Source organism: Dactylosporangium sp. CA-139114 (assembly GCF_050955725.1).
Lineage (GTDB): Bacteria > Actinomycetota > Actinomycetes > Mycobacteriales > Micromonosporaceae > Dactylosporangium.
On record NZ_CP192080.1, the window covers coordinates 7261247 to 7276844 of the forward strand.

The window sequence follows — 15598 nt, forward strand, 5'->3', positions numbered from 1 at the left end:
CCGTCGGGTCGGATACGGGTCAGGCCGGGCCGGATGCCGCCTCCGGCACCGTGGCGGGCCGCCAGGCGGGCTCGTCGGCGAGCGCGACCAGCAGGCGCCGCTCGCCGCGGAACGCCGAACGGCCGTGCGCGGTCAGGATGTTGTCGACGATGAGCACGTCGCCGCGCTCCAGGGCGACGCCGCGCTCCAGCGCGGCCAGGGTCGCGGAGATGGCGAGTGCCCGCTCGGCCGGGACCGGTTCGCCGTCGCCGAACACGACGTTGTCGACCAGGTGGGGCTCGCCGGCGTAGGCCGCGCGCAGCGCCCGCTCGTCGGCAGCCCGGCCGTCGCGGGCCGCCCACGCGATCATGCTGGCCGGGGCGAAGAAGTGCGCCTGGTTGTGCCACACCGTCCGCCCGGTCACGGGGTGGACCCGGGTCGCCGCCATCGTCTCCTGGGTCAGCCGCAGGGTGGTGTCGTCGATCCAGTCCGCGTCCCAGCCGCGGTCAGCGCAGATCCGGCCGACCTCGTCGCGATCGCCGGTGTCGAAGACCTCCTGCCACGACTTCTTCACGCCCGCCTTCCAGCCCGGGTCGTCCCGCGACGGCAGCACCCGGCGCAGCCGCAGCCCGCGGGCCTCGAACTCGGCGCGCACGTCCGGCGCGAGCGCCCCCAGCGCCGCGCCCATGTCGCCCAGCAGCGACAGTCCCCCGCCGCCGGACGCCGGTTCGAGGCAGAGAAAGGCGATCCGGTGCGGCCCGTTGCTGGTGTAGGCCATCTCCTGATGCAGCGGGATGGACCAGTCCGGCGGCGTCTCCGTCGCGGTCATGATCCGCCCGTGCAGGCGGGTGCGCGGCGAGGTGCCGCCGACGTAGTCGCGCAGGTGCGGCAGCGCCGCGACGATCGCGGTCGCGTACTGCTCCGGCGTTGCCACCAGCGGAAAGCCCCGCAGCAGCAGCGCGCCGTCGCGGTGCAGCGCGGCGACAATCCGCTCGCGGCGCTCGGCGAGCCACTCGGCGACGGTGGCCGGGCCGGCGCTGCTGGCGTCGATCCGCCAGACGGCCGGTGTGCCCGATTCCCGGGCGGCGGTCTCGTCGGTGAGCGCGATTCGATCGGCCAATGGAACTTCCTCTCCCCCGTGGTGCGGTTGCCGGTCAGGCGGCGGTCAGGTCGCGGACCGCGTCCTCGGCGAGCGCCGGGGCGAGCCGCACGCCGGCCCCGGAGGTCCCGGTGACGGACACGACGCCGGGCGCGGGCCGGTCGATGCGCGGGTGACGGTCCGGGGTGTACGAGTCGTGGCCGGCGAGCCCGCCGACGCCGGACGCGGGCCGCCCGGGCCACAGCCGCGCGATTGCGGCGAGACCGGCCGCGCGGTCGTCGTCGGTGAACTCGGCCGGCGCCACCGGACGGCCGGCGGCGGCGCGGTGCACACCGGCGGCAGCGGGTGGCCAGTCGCCGCGGGTGAAGTTGACGTAGCAGGCGGCGCCGCCGGCGGCCGGGATCAGCGACACCGACTCGTCCACCCAGATGACGCTGCCGGCACTGCCCGCGTCGGCGGCCGGGCCCGGCAGCGCCACCCGGAGGCTGACGATCCGGCGGAGGCTCGGGGGCGGCGGCGCCCAGTGGCGGTCCGGGCCGGTGACTGGCGGGGCGGTCCACGGCCCGGTGCACAGGGCGACGGCGCGCGCCCGGGCGAGGACTCCGTCGCCGGTCTCGACCGACCACCGATCGCCGTCGCGGCGTACGGCGGCCACGGCCCGGCCCTCGACGAGGCGGGCGATCGGCTCCGGGGCGCGCAGGGCCGCGTGCACGAACGCGGTCACGTCGAAGGTGTACGCGTGGCGGCGCCCGTCGAGCACCACCCGCCCGGCGTCGCGCGCCAGCGGGCCGTAGACGGCCTCGGCGGCACTCCACTGCGCGGGCGCGGCCGGCACGAAGTCCGCGACCGCCAGCTGTCCGCGGAAGTCCGCCACGCGCTGCGGGGAGACGCAGTACAGCGCGGCGTAGTGGCGCAGGTGCCGGGCCAGCACCGGGATGGCCGCGAACAGCGCGTCGCTGCGCCGGACCAGCGCCCGCAGCGTCGCCGTCGGCGCGGCCGGGATCGCGGCGCAGAGCGAGGCGCCGCTCGCGCCGCCGGCCGCCGCGCCGCGATCCACGACGATGATCTCGGCCCCGGAATGCGCGCGGCGGTACAGCAGGGCGACCATGCAGCCGATGACGCCCGCGCCCACCACGACCAGGTCCGCGCGGCCGGCGGTCATGCCCAGGCCAGCGAGTAGGTCACCAGCGGCTCGTCCCCGACGCACCACACCTGGTGGACGGCCTGCGACGGAATGAGCACCGCGGCCCCCGGCGCCAGGTCGTGCTCGGCGCCGTCGAGGACCAGTCGCCCGCGTCCGGCCGCGATGAACCACAGCTCCACCGCGTCGTGCTGGTCACGCGGGCTGCACGCGCCGGGCAGCAGCTCGTCCCAGAACGCCTCGAGCGCCTCCGGTGTCCGCGCCCCCGCCGGGAACGTGTAGGTGCCGCCCTGGGCGTCCGCCTGCCGGTAGCCGAGCGCGAAGTGCAGCAGCGGCGCGGCGTTGGCCTCGGTCGGCGCTGCGGACAGCCGGGCCCCGTGCGTGTTCGGCTCCGTGGCCGTCTCCTCCCTCATGGCAGATGTCCGGTGGCTGGATCGCCCGTGGCGTCGCCGGGCCGGGTCGCGAAGTGCTCCTGCTCGAGCACGGCGTTGAGGATCGTGGCGCTTCGCCAGGGCACGAGGGCGAGGTTGGAGTCGGCGAGGCCGTGCGAGCTGCGGGCCGCGTTCTGCACGAACAGCTTTCCGGGTTTGATGCCGTCCAGTGGTACCGAATAGTCGGCGGTTGCCACCGGCAGGTCCTCGTCGCCGGTGAGCCGGCGCAGCAGCCGCGGGCCACGTCGGCAGTAGCCCGTGGCGAGCACAACGACGTCGCCGTCGATCTCCGTGTGGCGCCCGGTGAGCTCGGACCGCACGGTGGCCCGGTACGCCCCCTCATACCGGCGAAGGCCGACCAGCCGGGTCGAGGCGAGCACGGCATGGCGCAGCGGGCGCTCGGCGGTGTAGTCGTTGTCGTAGAGGCGGGCGTAGATCTCGCCGAGCAGGTCCTCGGACACGCCGTCACTGGCCAGCAGGTGGTCGCGGAGCAGCCCGGCGCGGGCAGCATCGCCGAGCCGGGTGAAGAACTCGGTGTAGCGCGGGTTGAACAGCTCGTTGGTGAACGGGGAGTCGTCCAGCGGCCGGAGTCCGGTGCGGGTCGTCACCCACGTCACCGCGGCCGGTCCGGCGCCGTCGAGCAGGTCCAGGAACACCTCGGCGCCGCTCTGCCCGCCGCCGACGAGCAGCACCCGCCGGCCGGTCCAGACCCGGTCGGCGAGGCTGTAGGCGGAGGTGTGGAAGACGTCGTCGCCGAGGAGCTCGCGCGCCGCGTCCGGAACGCTGGGCTCCCGGCCGACGCCAGCCACCAAGTGCCGGGACCGCAGCCGCCGGCCGCCCGCCGTGACGACGAAGCACTCGCCGTCGTGGTCGACGTCCTCGACCCGGACGCCGGTGCGCACCGCGGGCAGCGAGGCGCAGACCCAGGCGTAGTACTGCGCGAACTCCTGCCGGGTCACCCGGTAGCGGTGGGAGATCAGCGCCCTGTAGAGCCGCCCGTGCCGGGCCAGGAAGTTGAGGAAGGAGAACGGGTTGGTCGGGTCGACCAGCGTGACGAGGTCCTTGAGCGGCGAGACCTGCAGATACGCCCGCCGGGGCAGCATCCCCTCGTGCCAGGTGAGCCGGGGCTGCGCCTCCAGCACGGCCAGGCGCAGCCGCGGCACGGTGCTGGCCAGTGCGGCGAGGCTGAGGTTGGCCGGGCCGGCGCCGATCGCGACGACGTCGAGGACGTCGTCGCCGGTGGGCCCGGTCACGGGATCGCGACGTCGTCGGGCCGGGCGACGGTCCGCAGCACCGCCGGGTCGACGGCGAGGTCCGGCAGGCCGAGCGGCTCGCCGTGCCGCGGCCGCGTCCGCTCCCCGAGCGCCGCGAGGCGCGGGTCGCCGTCGGTGCCGAGCCATCGCCACAGCCGCATGGACCACGACGGCATCACCGGGTAGGTGAGCACGGCCATGACCCGGCACCACCAGTACGGCTCCGTGACGGCGGCCTCGCCCGCGCACCAGTCGTGGATGACGGCGGCGGCCCGACGCAGGTCGAAGGAGGCCGGGTCGAGCGCGCGGCCGAGCGCGTCCACGGCGTGCCGGGCCCGGTCGGCGGCCGCGGCGGACGGCTCCGCCGGCTCGGCGATGCGCCCGGCGGCCTCCTCCGTGCGGCGCACCACCCGGGGCAGCAGCACGTCGGTGACGTAGGCGGCGAACGGGGCCAGGCGGAAGTCGGCGTCGGTCACGCTCGGGCTGATCGTCGCCAGATACATGCGCAGCGCGTCGACCGGCAGACCGGCCCGCACGTAGTCGTGCGCCCAGATGGCGTGGCGGCGGCTGGTGCTGAACTTCTCGCCGTCGAGCAGCATGTACCGCGTGATGATGTGGTGGTCGAACGGCTCCCAGGCAACGGCCTCGTCCATCATCGCGACGTGGAACATCCACGGCAGCACGGCGTCGTAGCCGCCAGTCGTGATCTTGGTGATGCCGCTCGCCGGGTCGAACGGATCGCCCAGCCCGCTGATCCGGTCGAACTCCTCCGCCACCGCATGCATCGAGGCGTGCGCCCCGATGGCGTAGCTGTGGTGGACGACCTCGGGTTCGCGATCCGGGCCGGTCCACGGAACGCCCCAGCCGAGCGGGTGGGTGAGGGGCAGGGCCGGGCCGTTCCACTTGAGGTAGTCCTCGTACAGGACGTGGTAGTCGGCGGGGAAGCGGGGCGCCACATTGGCCAGGGTGAAGGCCGCGGTGGCGTCGAGCTCGGCGGCGCCCCGCTCGGCCCACGTCAGCGGCCCGTCGCCGGCCAGGCGCGGTCGCGGGTCGCGTAGTTGGTCGGTGGAGAACCACAGCCCGCAGTCCTCGCAGCAGGCCCCGGCCACACCGGCGTCACAGCGGGGGCAGTTGCCCAGCACGAAGCCGCCGACCAGGAACTGCCCGGTCGCGGACCCGCGGGGGTAGCGCACGCGCGAGTGCCGCACGCGGCCGCTGCACTCCAGGCGTTCGGCGATGCGCCGGCTGGTCTCGTGGTAGCGCTCGCGGCGGCCGGGGTCGTGGGTGTTGAAGAAGGAGTCCTGCGGCATCGCCAGGCGGGCCAGCGTCTCAGCCGCGAGGTCGTGGAAGTGGGTCGCGACGCGCTCGGGGCTCAGCGAGCGCCGCCGGGCCTCGAGCGCGACGTAGGACTCGCGAGCGTCGGTGGTGGAGACCCGGAAGACGCGATGGCCCTGCAGCTCCAGGTGGCGGGCGACCACGTCCGCGTTGATGAACGGGCCGGAGACGTGGCCGAGGTGCAGCGGGCCGTTCGGCGTGTGGTAGGTCGAACTGACCAGGAAGACGCGCGGATGCGGCAGGACGATGACGTTTCGCATGGTTAGCAGCCCCCCGCTCGCATTCACCATGTCGACCGCGACTACTCAACCATGATCATTGGCAGATGTCAATGATGGACAATTTCGCAGGTGGGGATTGAGACTTCTCAGATTCTAGGATGGCAGTGGCAGCCGCGCGGTGATCGACTAACTTCTGCAATCGACTTGTATATCGGGGGATGCATGTCGGAAATGGGAACGCGCAGGCTTGTCCTCACGCCGTGGACGGCGGAACTCGCCAAGGATTTCGTCGCCCTCCTCGCCCGGCCGGAGCTCGTGCGATTCGGCTACGGCCGGCCACCGACCCCGTCGATGGCGCTGGGCCGGTTGAGCGAGATCGTGCTCGAATGGGAGACGAACGGCTTCGGCGCCTATGCGATCCGGGAGCGCGAAAGCGGCGTGATCGGAGGCTATGCGGGCGTTCACGTGCCGCAGACGATTCCCGAGCTGGCCCCATTGTTGGAGGTCGGCGTGCGGGTCGTCGCCGAATGGTGGGGTAAGGCACTCGCATTCGAGGCGATGGTTCCCATCATGAACTTTGCATTCGAGGTTCTCAATGCTCCAGGGGTGGCCGGGGTGTTCCTGCCGGCGAACACGGCGGCCCGGAACATGAACCAGGCGCTCGGGATGTCGTTCCACTCGCAGGTCGTGCGGCCGGGCACCGGCATGCTGCTCGAGGTGCACCGCGCGACCCGGGACGACTGGCAGGACGTCAAGCACCGGCACGGTCTCGAGGGATGAGCGCGACCGAGCCGGTCGCCGTCGTCGGCCTGGCCTGCCGGTTCCCCGGCGCCGCCGACGCCGGGGCCTTCTGGCGGCTGCTGCGGGACGGGCGCGACGCCGTCACCGAGGTGCCGGCCGATCGGTGGGACACGGCCGCGGTACCCGGCCGGGGCGGTTTCCTGGACGACGTCGCCGGCTTCGACGCCGCGCTGCTGCGCATCTCACCGCGCGAGGCCGCCGCCATGGACCCGCAGCAGCGGGTCGTCCTCGAGCTGGTCTGGGCCGCGCTGGAGGACGCCGGCATCCCCGCCGACACCGTGGCCGGCAGCGACGCCTCGGTGCACGTGGGCGTCGCATCGGGCGACTACGCCACCCTCGTGCACCGGCGCGGGCCGGACGCGATCGGCCCGCACACGTTCACCGGCCTGCAGCGCGGTCTCGTGGCCAACCAGGTCTCCCGCTGCTTCGGGCTCACCGGGCCCAGCCTGAGCGTGGACACCGGCCAGTCCTCCTCGCTCGTCGCGGTGCACCTCGCCGCCGAGGCACTGCGCCTCGGCCGGGGCCGTATCGCCATCGCCGGCGGCGTGCACCTGCACCTGGCCGCCGAGTCGTTCCTGGAGCCCGCCCGCTTCGGCGCGCTCTCCCCGAGCGGCGCCTGCCGGGTCCTCGACGCCCGGGCCGACGGGTACGTACCCGGCGAGGGCGGCGCGATCGTCGTGCTCAAGCGGCACCGCGACGCGCTCGCCGACGGTGACCGGGTGCTGTGCCTGATCGCCGGCGGCGCGGTCAACAACGCGGGCGATGCCGGGGCCACGGGCGTGCCGGGCGCCGCCGGGCAGTCGGCCGTCGTGCGGGCGGCGCTCGCCGCGAGCGGCGTCGAACCGGCCGCGGTGCAGTACGTCGAGCTGCACGGCACCGGTACCCCGCTCGGCGACGCGACCGAGGCGGCGGCTCTCGGCGCGGTCCATGCCGCGCCCCGGCACGCCGCGCCCGCCGGGACGCCCCGGCTGCGGGTCGGGTCGGTGAAGACGAACATCGGGCACCTGGGCGCCGCGGCCGGCATCGCCGGGCTGGTGAAGACCGTGCTGGGCATCGCCGCCGGAGAGCTGCCGGCCAGCCTGCACTTCACCGCGCCGCCCGCGGGCACGTCCCTGGACGCCCTCGGACTGCAGGTCCAGACGCGCCTCGAGCCGTGGCCGGCCGCCGGTGCGCCCCGCATCGCCGGGGTCAGCTCCTTCGGCGTCGGCGGCACGCACTGCCACCTGGTGCTGCGCGAGGCCGGCGACCCGGCCCCGATCCGCCACGAGCCCCCGCCCGCCGCTCCCGCCGCGGCTGCGACGCCCTGGGTGCTGGCCGCCCGGACGCCGGGCGCCCTGCGCCGCCGGGCCGCCGACCTGCTGGCCGCGCTGAGCTCGGACGCTGCGCCGCCGCCGTGCGAGGCGGTCGCCGGTGCCCTCACCGACCGGCACCTCACGCTCGAGCACCGGGCGGTCGTCGTCGGCCGCGACCGGGACGCCCTCACCGGCGCGCTCGCCGCCGTGGCGGCGGGTGAACCGCACCCGGCCGCGGTGACCGGCGCCGCGTACGGCCGCGCGCGGACCGTGTTCGTCTTCCCCGGCCAGGGCGGCCAGTGGCCGGGGATGGCCCGCCGGCTGCTGGCCGAGTCGGCCGTGTTCCGGGCCGAGGTCGAGACATGCACCGAGGCACTGCGCCCGCACACCGGCGGGGCGGTGCGGGAGGCGCTGCTCGGCGCGGCGGACCTCGACCGGATCGACGTGGTGCAGCCCGCCCTGTTCGCCGTGATGGCCGGGCTGGCGGCCCTGTGGCGTTCCTGCGGCGTGACCCCCGACGCGGTCGTCGGGCACTCCCAGGGCGAGATCGCGGCCGCCTACGTCGCGGGCGCCCTCACCCTCGACGACGCCGCCCGGGTCGTCGCTGTCCGCAGCCGGCTGCTCGCCGGCCTGGACGGCACGGGCGGCATGCTCGCCGCGCAGCTGCCGTCCGACCGCGCCCAGGCGATGCTCGGCGACGACGGGCCGGTGTCGCTCGCTGCGGTGAACGGGCCGGAGGCGACCGTTCTGGCCGGGCCGCTACCGGCGCTGGAGGCGCTGCGCGAGACGCTCGGGCGGCGCGGGGTACGCACCCGGCTGCTCGACGTCGGCTACGCGTCCCACAGTGCCGCCGTGGAGCCGCTCCGGGACTCGCTCGTCGCCGCCCTGGCCGGCCTGCGCCCCCGGCCGCCGCGCATCCCGCTCTACTCCACAGTGGAGGGTGACGGGCCGGACGGGCCGGCGTTCGACGGGGACTACTGGTACACCAACCTGCGCCGCCCGGTGCGCCTCGACCGGGCGATCCGCGCGGCGTTCGCCGCCGGCCACGACGTCGCCGTCGAGATCGGCCCGCACGCCACCCTGACCGGCAGCCTGGCCGAGCTGGCCGAGGAGCGACCGCGGCCCCCGGCCGTCCTCGGCACGCTGCACCGCGACGACGGCGGGCTGGACCGGTTCCTGCTCTCGGCGGCGTCCGCGTACGCCGCCGGGGTGCCCGTCGGCTGGCGCGCCATGGTGCCCCGGCCGGGGCCCGGCCGGCCGCGGCTGCCCGGATATCCCTTCGAGCGCCGGCGGTACTGGTTCGACCTGGCCGCACCGTCGCCGACCGGGACGGCACCGGCGACGGCCGCCCATCGCTCGCTACCCGAACTCGTGGTCCTGGTCCGCCGGCACGTGGCAGCGCTGCTCGGGCACGCGACGGCGGACGGCGTCGACGTCCACACGCCGCTGCGCGACCTCGGGATGGACTCGCCCCGGTCGGTGCAGCTGTGCCGGGCCCTGAGCACCGAGCTCGGCGTGGCGGTGCCCGCCGGCACCGTCTTGCACGCACCGACGCCGCAGGCGCTGGCCGCATTCCTGCACGGCCTCGAGCGCCCCGGACCGGAGCCGGTCCCCGAGGCCGGCCCGGCGGCACCCGGGCCGGAACGCGACGACCCGGTGGTCGTGGTGGCGGCCGCCTGCCGCCTGCCCGGGGGCGTCGACTCCCCGGAGGCGCTGTGGCGGATGGTGGACGGCGGCGGCGCGGCCGAGCCCGCCTTCCCGGCCGACCGCGGCTGGCCCCTGCAACGGCTGGTGCATCCGGACCCGGACCGGCCCGGCAGCACCTACGCGACCGGCGGCGGCTTCCTCGCCGACGCCGCCGGATTCGACGCGGCCCTGTTCGGGATCAGCCCCCGCGAGGCGCTCGCGATGGACCCGCAGCAGCGCCTTCTGCTGGAGCTGACCTGGGAGCTGTTCGAGCGGGCCGGCATCGACCCGCAGTCGGCCGCCGGGCCGGGCACCGGCGTCTTCGTCGGCGCGATGCCGTCGGGCTACGGCCCGCCCCCGGACGCGGTACCGCCCGAGGTCGAAGGGCACCTGCTGACCGGTACGGCCCCGAGCGTCCTGACCGGGCGGCTCGCCTACCAGTTCGGCCTGGGCGGCCCGGCGGTCACCGTCGACACTGCGTGCTCGTCGTCGCTGGTGGCGCTGCACCTCGCCGTTCGGGCCGTCCGCGGCGGCGAGTGCGACCGGGCGATCGCCGGCGGGGTGACCGTGATGGCGACGCCGATGCTGTTCGTGGAGTTCAGCCGCCAGCGGGCGCTGTCGCCGGACGGGCGGTGCCGGTCCTTCTCCGCCGACGCCGACGGCACGGGCTGGAGCGAGGGCGCGGGGCTGGTCCTGGTCGAGCGGCTGTCCACGGCCCGGCGCCACGGGCATCCGGTGCTGGCCGTCGTCGCCGGCACCGCGGTCAACCAGGACGGCGCGAGCAACGGGCTCACCGCGCCGAGCGGGCCCGCGCAGGAGCGGGTCATCCGGGCCGCGCTGGCCGATGCCGGGCTGGGCCCCGGGCACGTCGACGCCGTGGAGGCGCACGGCACCGGCACCGCGCTCGGCGACCCCGTCGAGGCGACGGCGATCCTCGCCACCTACGGCCGGGACCGGGCCGCGCCGCTGTGGCTGGGCTCGCTCAAGTCGAACCTCGGCCACGCCCAGGCGGCGGCGGGCATCGCCGGCGTGATCAAGATGCTCATGGCGATGCGGCACGGCGTCCTGCCCGCGACGCTGCACGTGGACCGGCCGACGCCGCACGTGGACTGGCCGGCAGGTGCCGTGCAGCTGCTGCGGGAGAGCCGGGCCTGGCCGCGCGGCGTGCAGCCCCGCCGGGCCGGGGTCTCGTCGTTCGGCATCAGCGGCACCAACGCGCACGTGATCCTGCAGGAGGCGCCGGACGACCCCGCGGTGCCGGGCCGCGAGCCGGCCGCGGGCCGATCGGTGTGGGCGCTGTCCGCCCGCACCGAGACCGCCCTGCGCGAGCAGGCCGCCCGGCTCCGGCGGCACCTCGACGAGCACCCGGGCACCGCGGCGGCGGACGTCGGATACTCGCTGGGCACCGGCCGGGCCGCGTTGCAGTACCGCGCCGTGGTCGACGCCGGCGGCCTCGCGGCGCTCGCCGAAGGTCGCCGCGACCCGTCGGTTCTCGTGGGCCAGGCCCGCCGCGGCGGCCTCGCGCTGCTGTTCAGCGGCCAGGGCAGCCAGCGGCCGGGCATGGGCGGGCAGCTCGCCGCCCGCTACCCCGCCTTCGCCCGCGCGCTGGCGGACGTCACCGCGCACCTCGGACCGGTGGACGGTTCGCTGCAGCACACCGACGTCGCGCAGCCGGCCCTGTTCGCCTTCGAGGTGGCGCTGTTCCGGCTGCTGGAGGACCTGGGTGTCGTGCCCGACGCGCTGCTCGGCCATTCGCTGGGCGAGCTGGCCGCGGCCCACATCGCCCAGGTGCTGTCGCTGGCCGACGCGTGCACGCTCGTCAAAGCGCGGGGCCGGCTGATGGAGCGGTGCCGCGGCACCGGTGCGATGCTCGCGGTCGCCCTGGACGAGCCGGCCGCGGCGCGGTGGCTGGCCGGACGGACGGCCCTCCTCGCGATCGCCGCCGTCAACGGCCCCGCCGAGACGGTGCTGTCGGGCACGGCCGAGGCGATCGCGGCGATCGAGGGCGAGCTGCGGGCGGACGGGCACCGGGTGCGGCGGCTGCCGGGCGAATACGGCTTCCACTCGGCGGCCATGGACCCGATCCTCGACGAGTTCGCACAGATCGCCGGCGCCCTGGACTACCACCCGCCGGTCATCCCGGTGATCAGCGCCGTCGACGGGCGCCTCGCCGGCCCGGACACGCTGTGCTCGCCGGCATACTGGGTGGCGCAGGCGCGCCGGACGGTGCGCTTCCGGGAGGGCATCGACGCCCTCGCCGCGCTCGGGGTGCGCCATCACCTCGAGATCGGGCCCGGGCGTACGCTCGCGACGCTGGGCCGGCGGTGCCGAGCCGACGCCACCTTCGCCGCCGCCGTGCTCCCCGGCCGGCCGGAGCCCGACGCGCTGGCCGACGCGCTCGCCGAGCTCTACGTCGCGGGGGCGGACGTGCGGCCGTACCGCGCCACCGCCGACGCCTCCGGACGGCCCGTCGCGCTGCCGGCCTATCCGTTCCAGCACGAGCGGTTCTGGCTCGGACGCCCCGCCGCGCTGTACTCCTCGGTGCTCGAGCTGCCCGCGACCGGCGACACGCTGCTCGCCGGCACCGTCACGGTCGGGCCGTCGGGGCCGGAGCTCGTCGCCGACTGGGTCCTGCAGGCCGCCGGACGCCTCGGCCGCCCAGTCGTCGCCGACTTCGTGCCGGGCGAGCCCGTCGCGACCGGCCGGCTCGACCTGCGGGTGACCGCGGATGCCGGCCGCCGGGCGCTGACCGTCCACACCAGACGGTGCGACGACAGCGGCGCGTGGGCCCGCAACGCCACGGCGACGCTCGGCGCCGACGCACCGCATCCGGACGCGGATCCGCCGGCGTCGGGCGGTCCGGAGCCGGTGCGGGACCGGCTGCCCGAGCCCGCGGCCGACCGGCCCGACGGCTCCACTTGGCGCAGCGACCTGCTCGGCCTCCTCGCCCGCCGGGCGGCGCCGGCCGGGGCCTGGGGACGGCTGCGCGACGTGCGCTTCGCGGCGAGCGCCGCGGGCGAGCTGCTGATCACCCTGACGCCGGTCGGTGCCGCATATCGCGCCACGGTGACCGACTCCGGCGGCGCGCCGGTGGCCCGCCTCGGCCACGCCGAGCCGGCCGTCGCGCTGTCCCGGCCGGTCTGGCGGGCCGTCCCGGCGGGAACCGGCCCACGGCGGGCGAGCGAGGTGGTCGTGCTGGCCCCGCACCGGGCCGAGGACGCCGACGTCGGGGCCGCGGTGCTCGCGGTCACCACGCGGCTGCTGGCCATCGGGGACGCGCCACTGACCGTGGTCACCCGCGGGGCGGTCGCCGTCGACGCCGGCGAGACGGTCGCCGACCTGGCCGGCGCGGCCGCCTGGGGCTTCGTCCGCGCGGCCCAGCGGGAGTCGCCCGGGCGCCTGAGCATCGTCGATGTCGACGAGCCCGACCACGCCGCGGCGGTACAGCTGGCGCTCGGTCTGGATCTGCCGCAGCTCGCGGTGCGGCGCGGGACCGCGTTCCGGCCGGAGCTGGAGCCGATGACCCGGGACGGGCGGCCCGGCGACCGGCGGCCGTGGAACCCGGACGGCACCGTGCTCATCACGGGCGGCACCGGCGGACTCGGCCGGCTGCTGGCCGTGCACCTCGCGGAGCACCACGGCGTCCGGCACCTGGTGCTGCTCAGCCGCACGGCCGGCCGCGGCGCCGGGGACCTGCTCCGGCGGCTCGCCGACGCGGGAGCGCACGCCCGGCTCGCCGCCGCGGACGTGGCCGACCGCGAGCAGCTGGCCGCCGTCCTGGACGGGATTCCGGCCGTGCACCCCCTGACCGCCGTCATCCACGCCGCCGGGACCGCGGCCGACGCGACGCTGGCAACAGCAACACCACAACAGCTGGCGGCGGTACTGCGCCCCAAGGTCGAGGGCTCGCTGAACCTGCACCGGCTGACCCTCGGTACCGATCTCGCGGCGTTCGTGCTCTTCTCCTCGGCGGTGGGAACACTCGGCGGCTTCGGTCAGGCGGCCTACGGCGCCGCGAACGCGTTCCTCGACGCGCTCGCCCAGCGGCGGCGGGCCCGGGACCTGCCGGCGCAGTCCCTCGCGTGGGGCGTGTGGGACATCGACGCGGGCATGGCCGCCGGTCTCGACCCGCTCGCCCGGCGCCGGCTGGCCGGGATCGGGGTGCCGTCGTTCTCCGGCGCGACCGGCCTGGCACTGTTCGACCTGGCGCTGCGCCACGGGCTGCCGGTGTCGCTGCCCGGGGTCCCCGCGACAGCGCCCCTCCTGGCTCCGCCGCCGGCGCCGGTGGCCGCCACGGCGCCCCTCGGCCCCGCACCACGCGGCGATGAGGGCTCGAGACGGCGGGAGGTGCTGGAGGTCGTGCGTACCGAGCTCGCGGCGGTCCTCGGCCACGCCTCGCCGGACCGGATCGGCCCCGACGACCGGATCTGGGGCCTCGGCCTGGACTCGCTCACCTCGCTGCAGCTCGCCGCCCGGGTGACCGAGCGGCTCGGCGTCCGCCTGCCCAGCACCGCCCTCTTCGAGTACGACACCGTCGAGGCGCTCGCCGGCGCGCTGGCCGAGGCGGGCTGAGCGGCGATCAGCCCGCGCGGGCCTCGGCCGCGCGCCGGCCGACCTCGGCGGCCAGCGCCTCGGCCGTGCAGAACTCGTAGACGTCCATGAGGTCGACGGCCACGCCGGTCGCCTCCTGGATCAGTGCGGCGAGCCGGATCGCGGTGTACGAGTCGCCGCCGGCGTCGAAGAAGTCCTCGCCGGCGACGGTGGCCGACCACGCCGCGGCCACGGCGGCGTCCGAGTCCGCGCCCGACGCGCCGGCCGGCTCGGCCTGTGCCGCGGCCAGAAGCTCCCGCAGGGTCCCCTTGTCCACCTTGCACATGGCGTTGAGCGGGAGCTCGGCGAGCGCGACCACGACATCGGGGGCCTTGAGCTCGCCGAGGTGCCCGGCCACGCTGCGGCGCAGGTCCGCCGGCGCGACCGGCTCGGACGTCACCACGGCGGCGGCGATCCGCTCGCCGAGGCTCTCGGCCGGCAGCCCCACGACGGCCGCCTCCAGGACCGCCGGGTGCCGGCAGAGCGCGGCCTCGACCTCGGCCGCCGCGACGTTGATGCCGCCGCGGTCGATCAGGTCGGCCGTGCGGCCGGTCAGGAACAGCGCGCCGTCACCGTCGAGGTAGCCGCGGTCGCCGGTGCGCACCCAGCCGTCGCTGAACACCTCGCTCCCGGCCGCGTCGGCGTAGCGGCGGCTGGGCGCGGCGATCGCGCGCAGCCAGACGTCGCCCTCCTGGCCCGCGGGCACCGCCCGGCCGGCCGAGTGGATGCGCACCTCGGTGTCGGCGTCGGGGTGCCCGACGCAGGTCGCGCCGCCGGGCTCGGCCGCCTCCGCGGCCGCCGCACCGCCGGCGGCGAGCGGCGGATACGAGCGGTGGGTGGCGGCGATGCCGGCCTCGGTCGAGGAGTAGGAGTTGGTCACCGTGGCCTGCGCGAAGCGGGTCCGGACGTATCGGATCACGCCGGCGTCGGAGCGCCCGGAGGTGAGCACCACCCGCCGCACCCCGCCGGACGCCGCCGAACCGGGCGCACCGTGGCGCAGCAGCGCGCGAACCTGGGCCGGCACGAGGGTGACCCGGCTGGGGCGGTACCGCCGCAGGGCCTCATCGAACCGGGCGGCGACCAGCGGGGGCACGTGCACCGCCGGGCTGCCGCCGGCCGCCTGCAGCATCGCGCCGACGCCGCCGGATGTGTCGAAGGGAAAGGGGTGCAGGCCGGTCGCGCCGTCGCGGTGCCGCCGCGGGTCCAGCCACTCCCGCAGATGGTCCTGGTCGCACAGCACGCTGCGCGGCTCCCCGGTCGTGCCGGACGTGTAGATCATGATGCCGCCCGCACCGGCACGGCCGGCCAGGTCGCCGAGGGGCTCGCCGGGCCCGTCGGGGGCGGGTGCGGCGAGGAGGTCGGCCAGCGCGACGCCCGGCACGCCGAGGTCCGTGCCCGAGCGGCCGTCGCCGGCGATGGCCAGGCGCGCGCCGTAGCGCTCCAGCGCCGCGGCGGCGATCGGCGGCGGGAACCGGTCGGACAGCGGCAGTGCCACACAGCCCGCCGCGACCGTGCCCAGGACGGCGAGCGCCGCGCCGGTCCCGTCGTCGTCGGCGAAGCGGCAGGCGACCACCGATCCCGCCGCGACGCGCGCCGACACCCGGGCGGCGACCCGGGCCACGCCGTCGTGCCAGGCGGCGTAGGTCAGCTCGGCGCCGCCCGCCTCGGCCACGGCGACGTCGTCCGGCCGCCGGGCGGCGAGCTCGGCCAGCGAGGAGGTGACCGTGCGGCGGAACTCGGCCGGACGGTGGGTCTGGTTGCCGGTCAACG

8 protein-coding genes are annotated in these 15598 nt (G+C 76.5%); 2 read left to right on the forward strand and 6 right to left on the reverse strand.

Features of this window, described 5'->3' with window-relative positions; genetic code table 11:
* Nucleotides 1–19 precede the first annotated feature (19 nt).
* The 5 genes from ACQP2P_RS32395 to ACQP2P_RS32415 are packed head-to-tail and all read right to left on the reverse strand — an operon-like array spanning nt 20 to nt 5498.
* Entirely contained in the window at nt 20–1099 is a 1080-nt protein-coding gene (locus ACQP2P_RS32395; RefSeq protein ID WP_433607293.1) for a TauD/TfdA family dioxygenase, read from the reverse strand.
* A 34-nt stretch (nt 1100–1133) separates the two neighbouring features.
* Complete coding sequence (locus ACQP2P_RS32400; protein ID WP_433607295.1) at nt 1134–2240, reverse strand: NAD(P)/FAD-dependent oxidoreductase; 1107 nt, start codon at nt 2238–2240, stop codon at nt 1134–1136.
* Nucleotides 2237–2632 (reverse strand): cupin domain-containing protein, encoded by a 396-nt coding sequence (locus ACQP2P_RS32405; protein WP_433607296.1) that lies wholly within the window; start codon nt 2630–2632, stop codon nt 2237–2239. Before ACQP2P_RS32405 ends, ACQP2P_RS32400 begins: the two co-directional genes overlap by 4 nt.
* Nucleotides 2629–3903, reverse strand: coding sequence for a lysine N(6)-hydroxylase/L-ornithine N(5)-oxygenase family protein (locus ACQP2P_RS32410; RefSeq protein ID WP_433607298.1), 1275 nt, complete (start codon nt 3901–3903; stop codon nt 2629–2631). Before ACQP2P_RS32410 ends, ACQP2P_RS32405 begins: the two co-directional genes overlap by 4 nt.
* Complete coding sequence (locus ACQP2P_RS32415; RefSeq protein WP_433607300.1) at nt 3900–5498, reverse strand: class I tRNA ligase family protein; 1599 nt, start codon at nt 5496–5498, stop codon at nt 3900–3902. The genes ACQP2P_RS32410 and ACQP2P_RS32415 overlap by 4 nt, the downstream gene beginning before the upstream one ends.
* 183 nt (nt 5499–5681) lie before the next feature.
* Here ACQP2P_RS32415 and ACQP2P_RS32420 point away from each other — a divergent pair, with 183 nt between their 5' ends.
* Together ACQP2P_RS32420 and ACQP2P_RS32425 are read left to right on the forward strand one after the other, a co-directional pair.
* On the forward strand, nt 5682–6239 hold the full coding sequence (locus ACQP2P_RS32420) for a GNAT family N-acetyltransferase (RefSeq protein ID WP_433607302.1): 558 nt from the start codon (nt 5682–5684) through the stop codon (nt 6237–6239).
* A complete protein-coding gene (locus tag ACQP2P_RS32425) occupies nt 6236–13810 on the forward strand; it encodes a type I polyketide synthase (RefSeq protein WP_433607304.1) in 7575 nt (2524 codons plus the stop codon). Before ACQP2P_RS32420 ends, ACQP2P_RS32425 begins: the two co-directional genes overlap by 4 nt.
* Nucleotides 13811–13817: 7 nt before the next feature.
* Here ACQP2P_RS32425 and ACQP2P_RS32430 read toward each other — a convergent pair whose 3' ends face one another.
* Nucleotides 13818–15596, reverse strand: coding sequence for an AMP-binding protein (locus ACQP2P_RS32430; protein ID WP_433607306.1), 1779 nt, complete (start codon nt 15594–15596; stop codon nt 13818–13820).
* Between the last annotated feature and the right edge of the window lie 2 nt (nt 15597–15598).

Coding starts and splice junctions, on each gene's coding strand:
- ACQP2P_RS32400 (WP_433607295.1), bottom strand. CDS start 2,240: ATGACCGCCGGCCGCGCGGACCTGGTCGTGGTGGGCGCGGGCGTCATC.
- ACQP2P_RS32405 (WP_433607296.1), bottom strand. CDS start 2,632: ATGAGGGAGGAGACGGCCACGGAGCCGAACACGCACGGGGCCCGGCTG.
- ACQP2P_RS32415 (WP_433607300.1), bottom strand. CDS start 5,498: ATGCGAAACGTCATCGTCCTGCCGCATCCGCGCGTCTTCCTGGTCAGT.
- ACQP2P_RS32420 (WP_433607302.1), top strand. CDS start 5,682: ATGTCGGAAATGGGAACGCGCAGGCTTGTCCTCACGCCGTGGACGGCG.
- ACQP2P_RS32425 (WP_433607304.1), top strand. CDS start 6,236: ATGAGCGCGACCGAGCCGGTCGCCGTCGTCGGCCTGGCCTGCCGGTTC.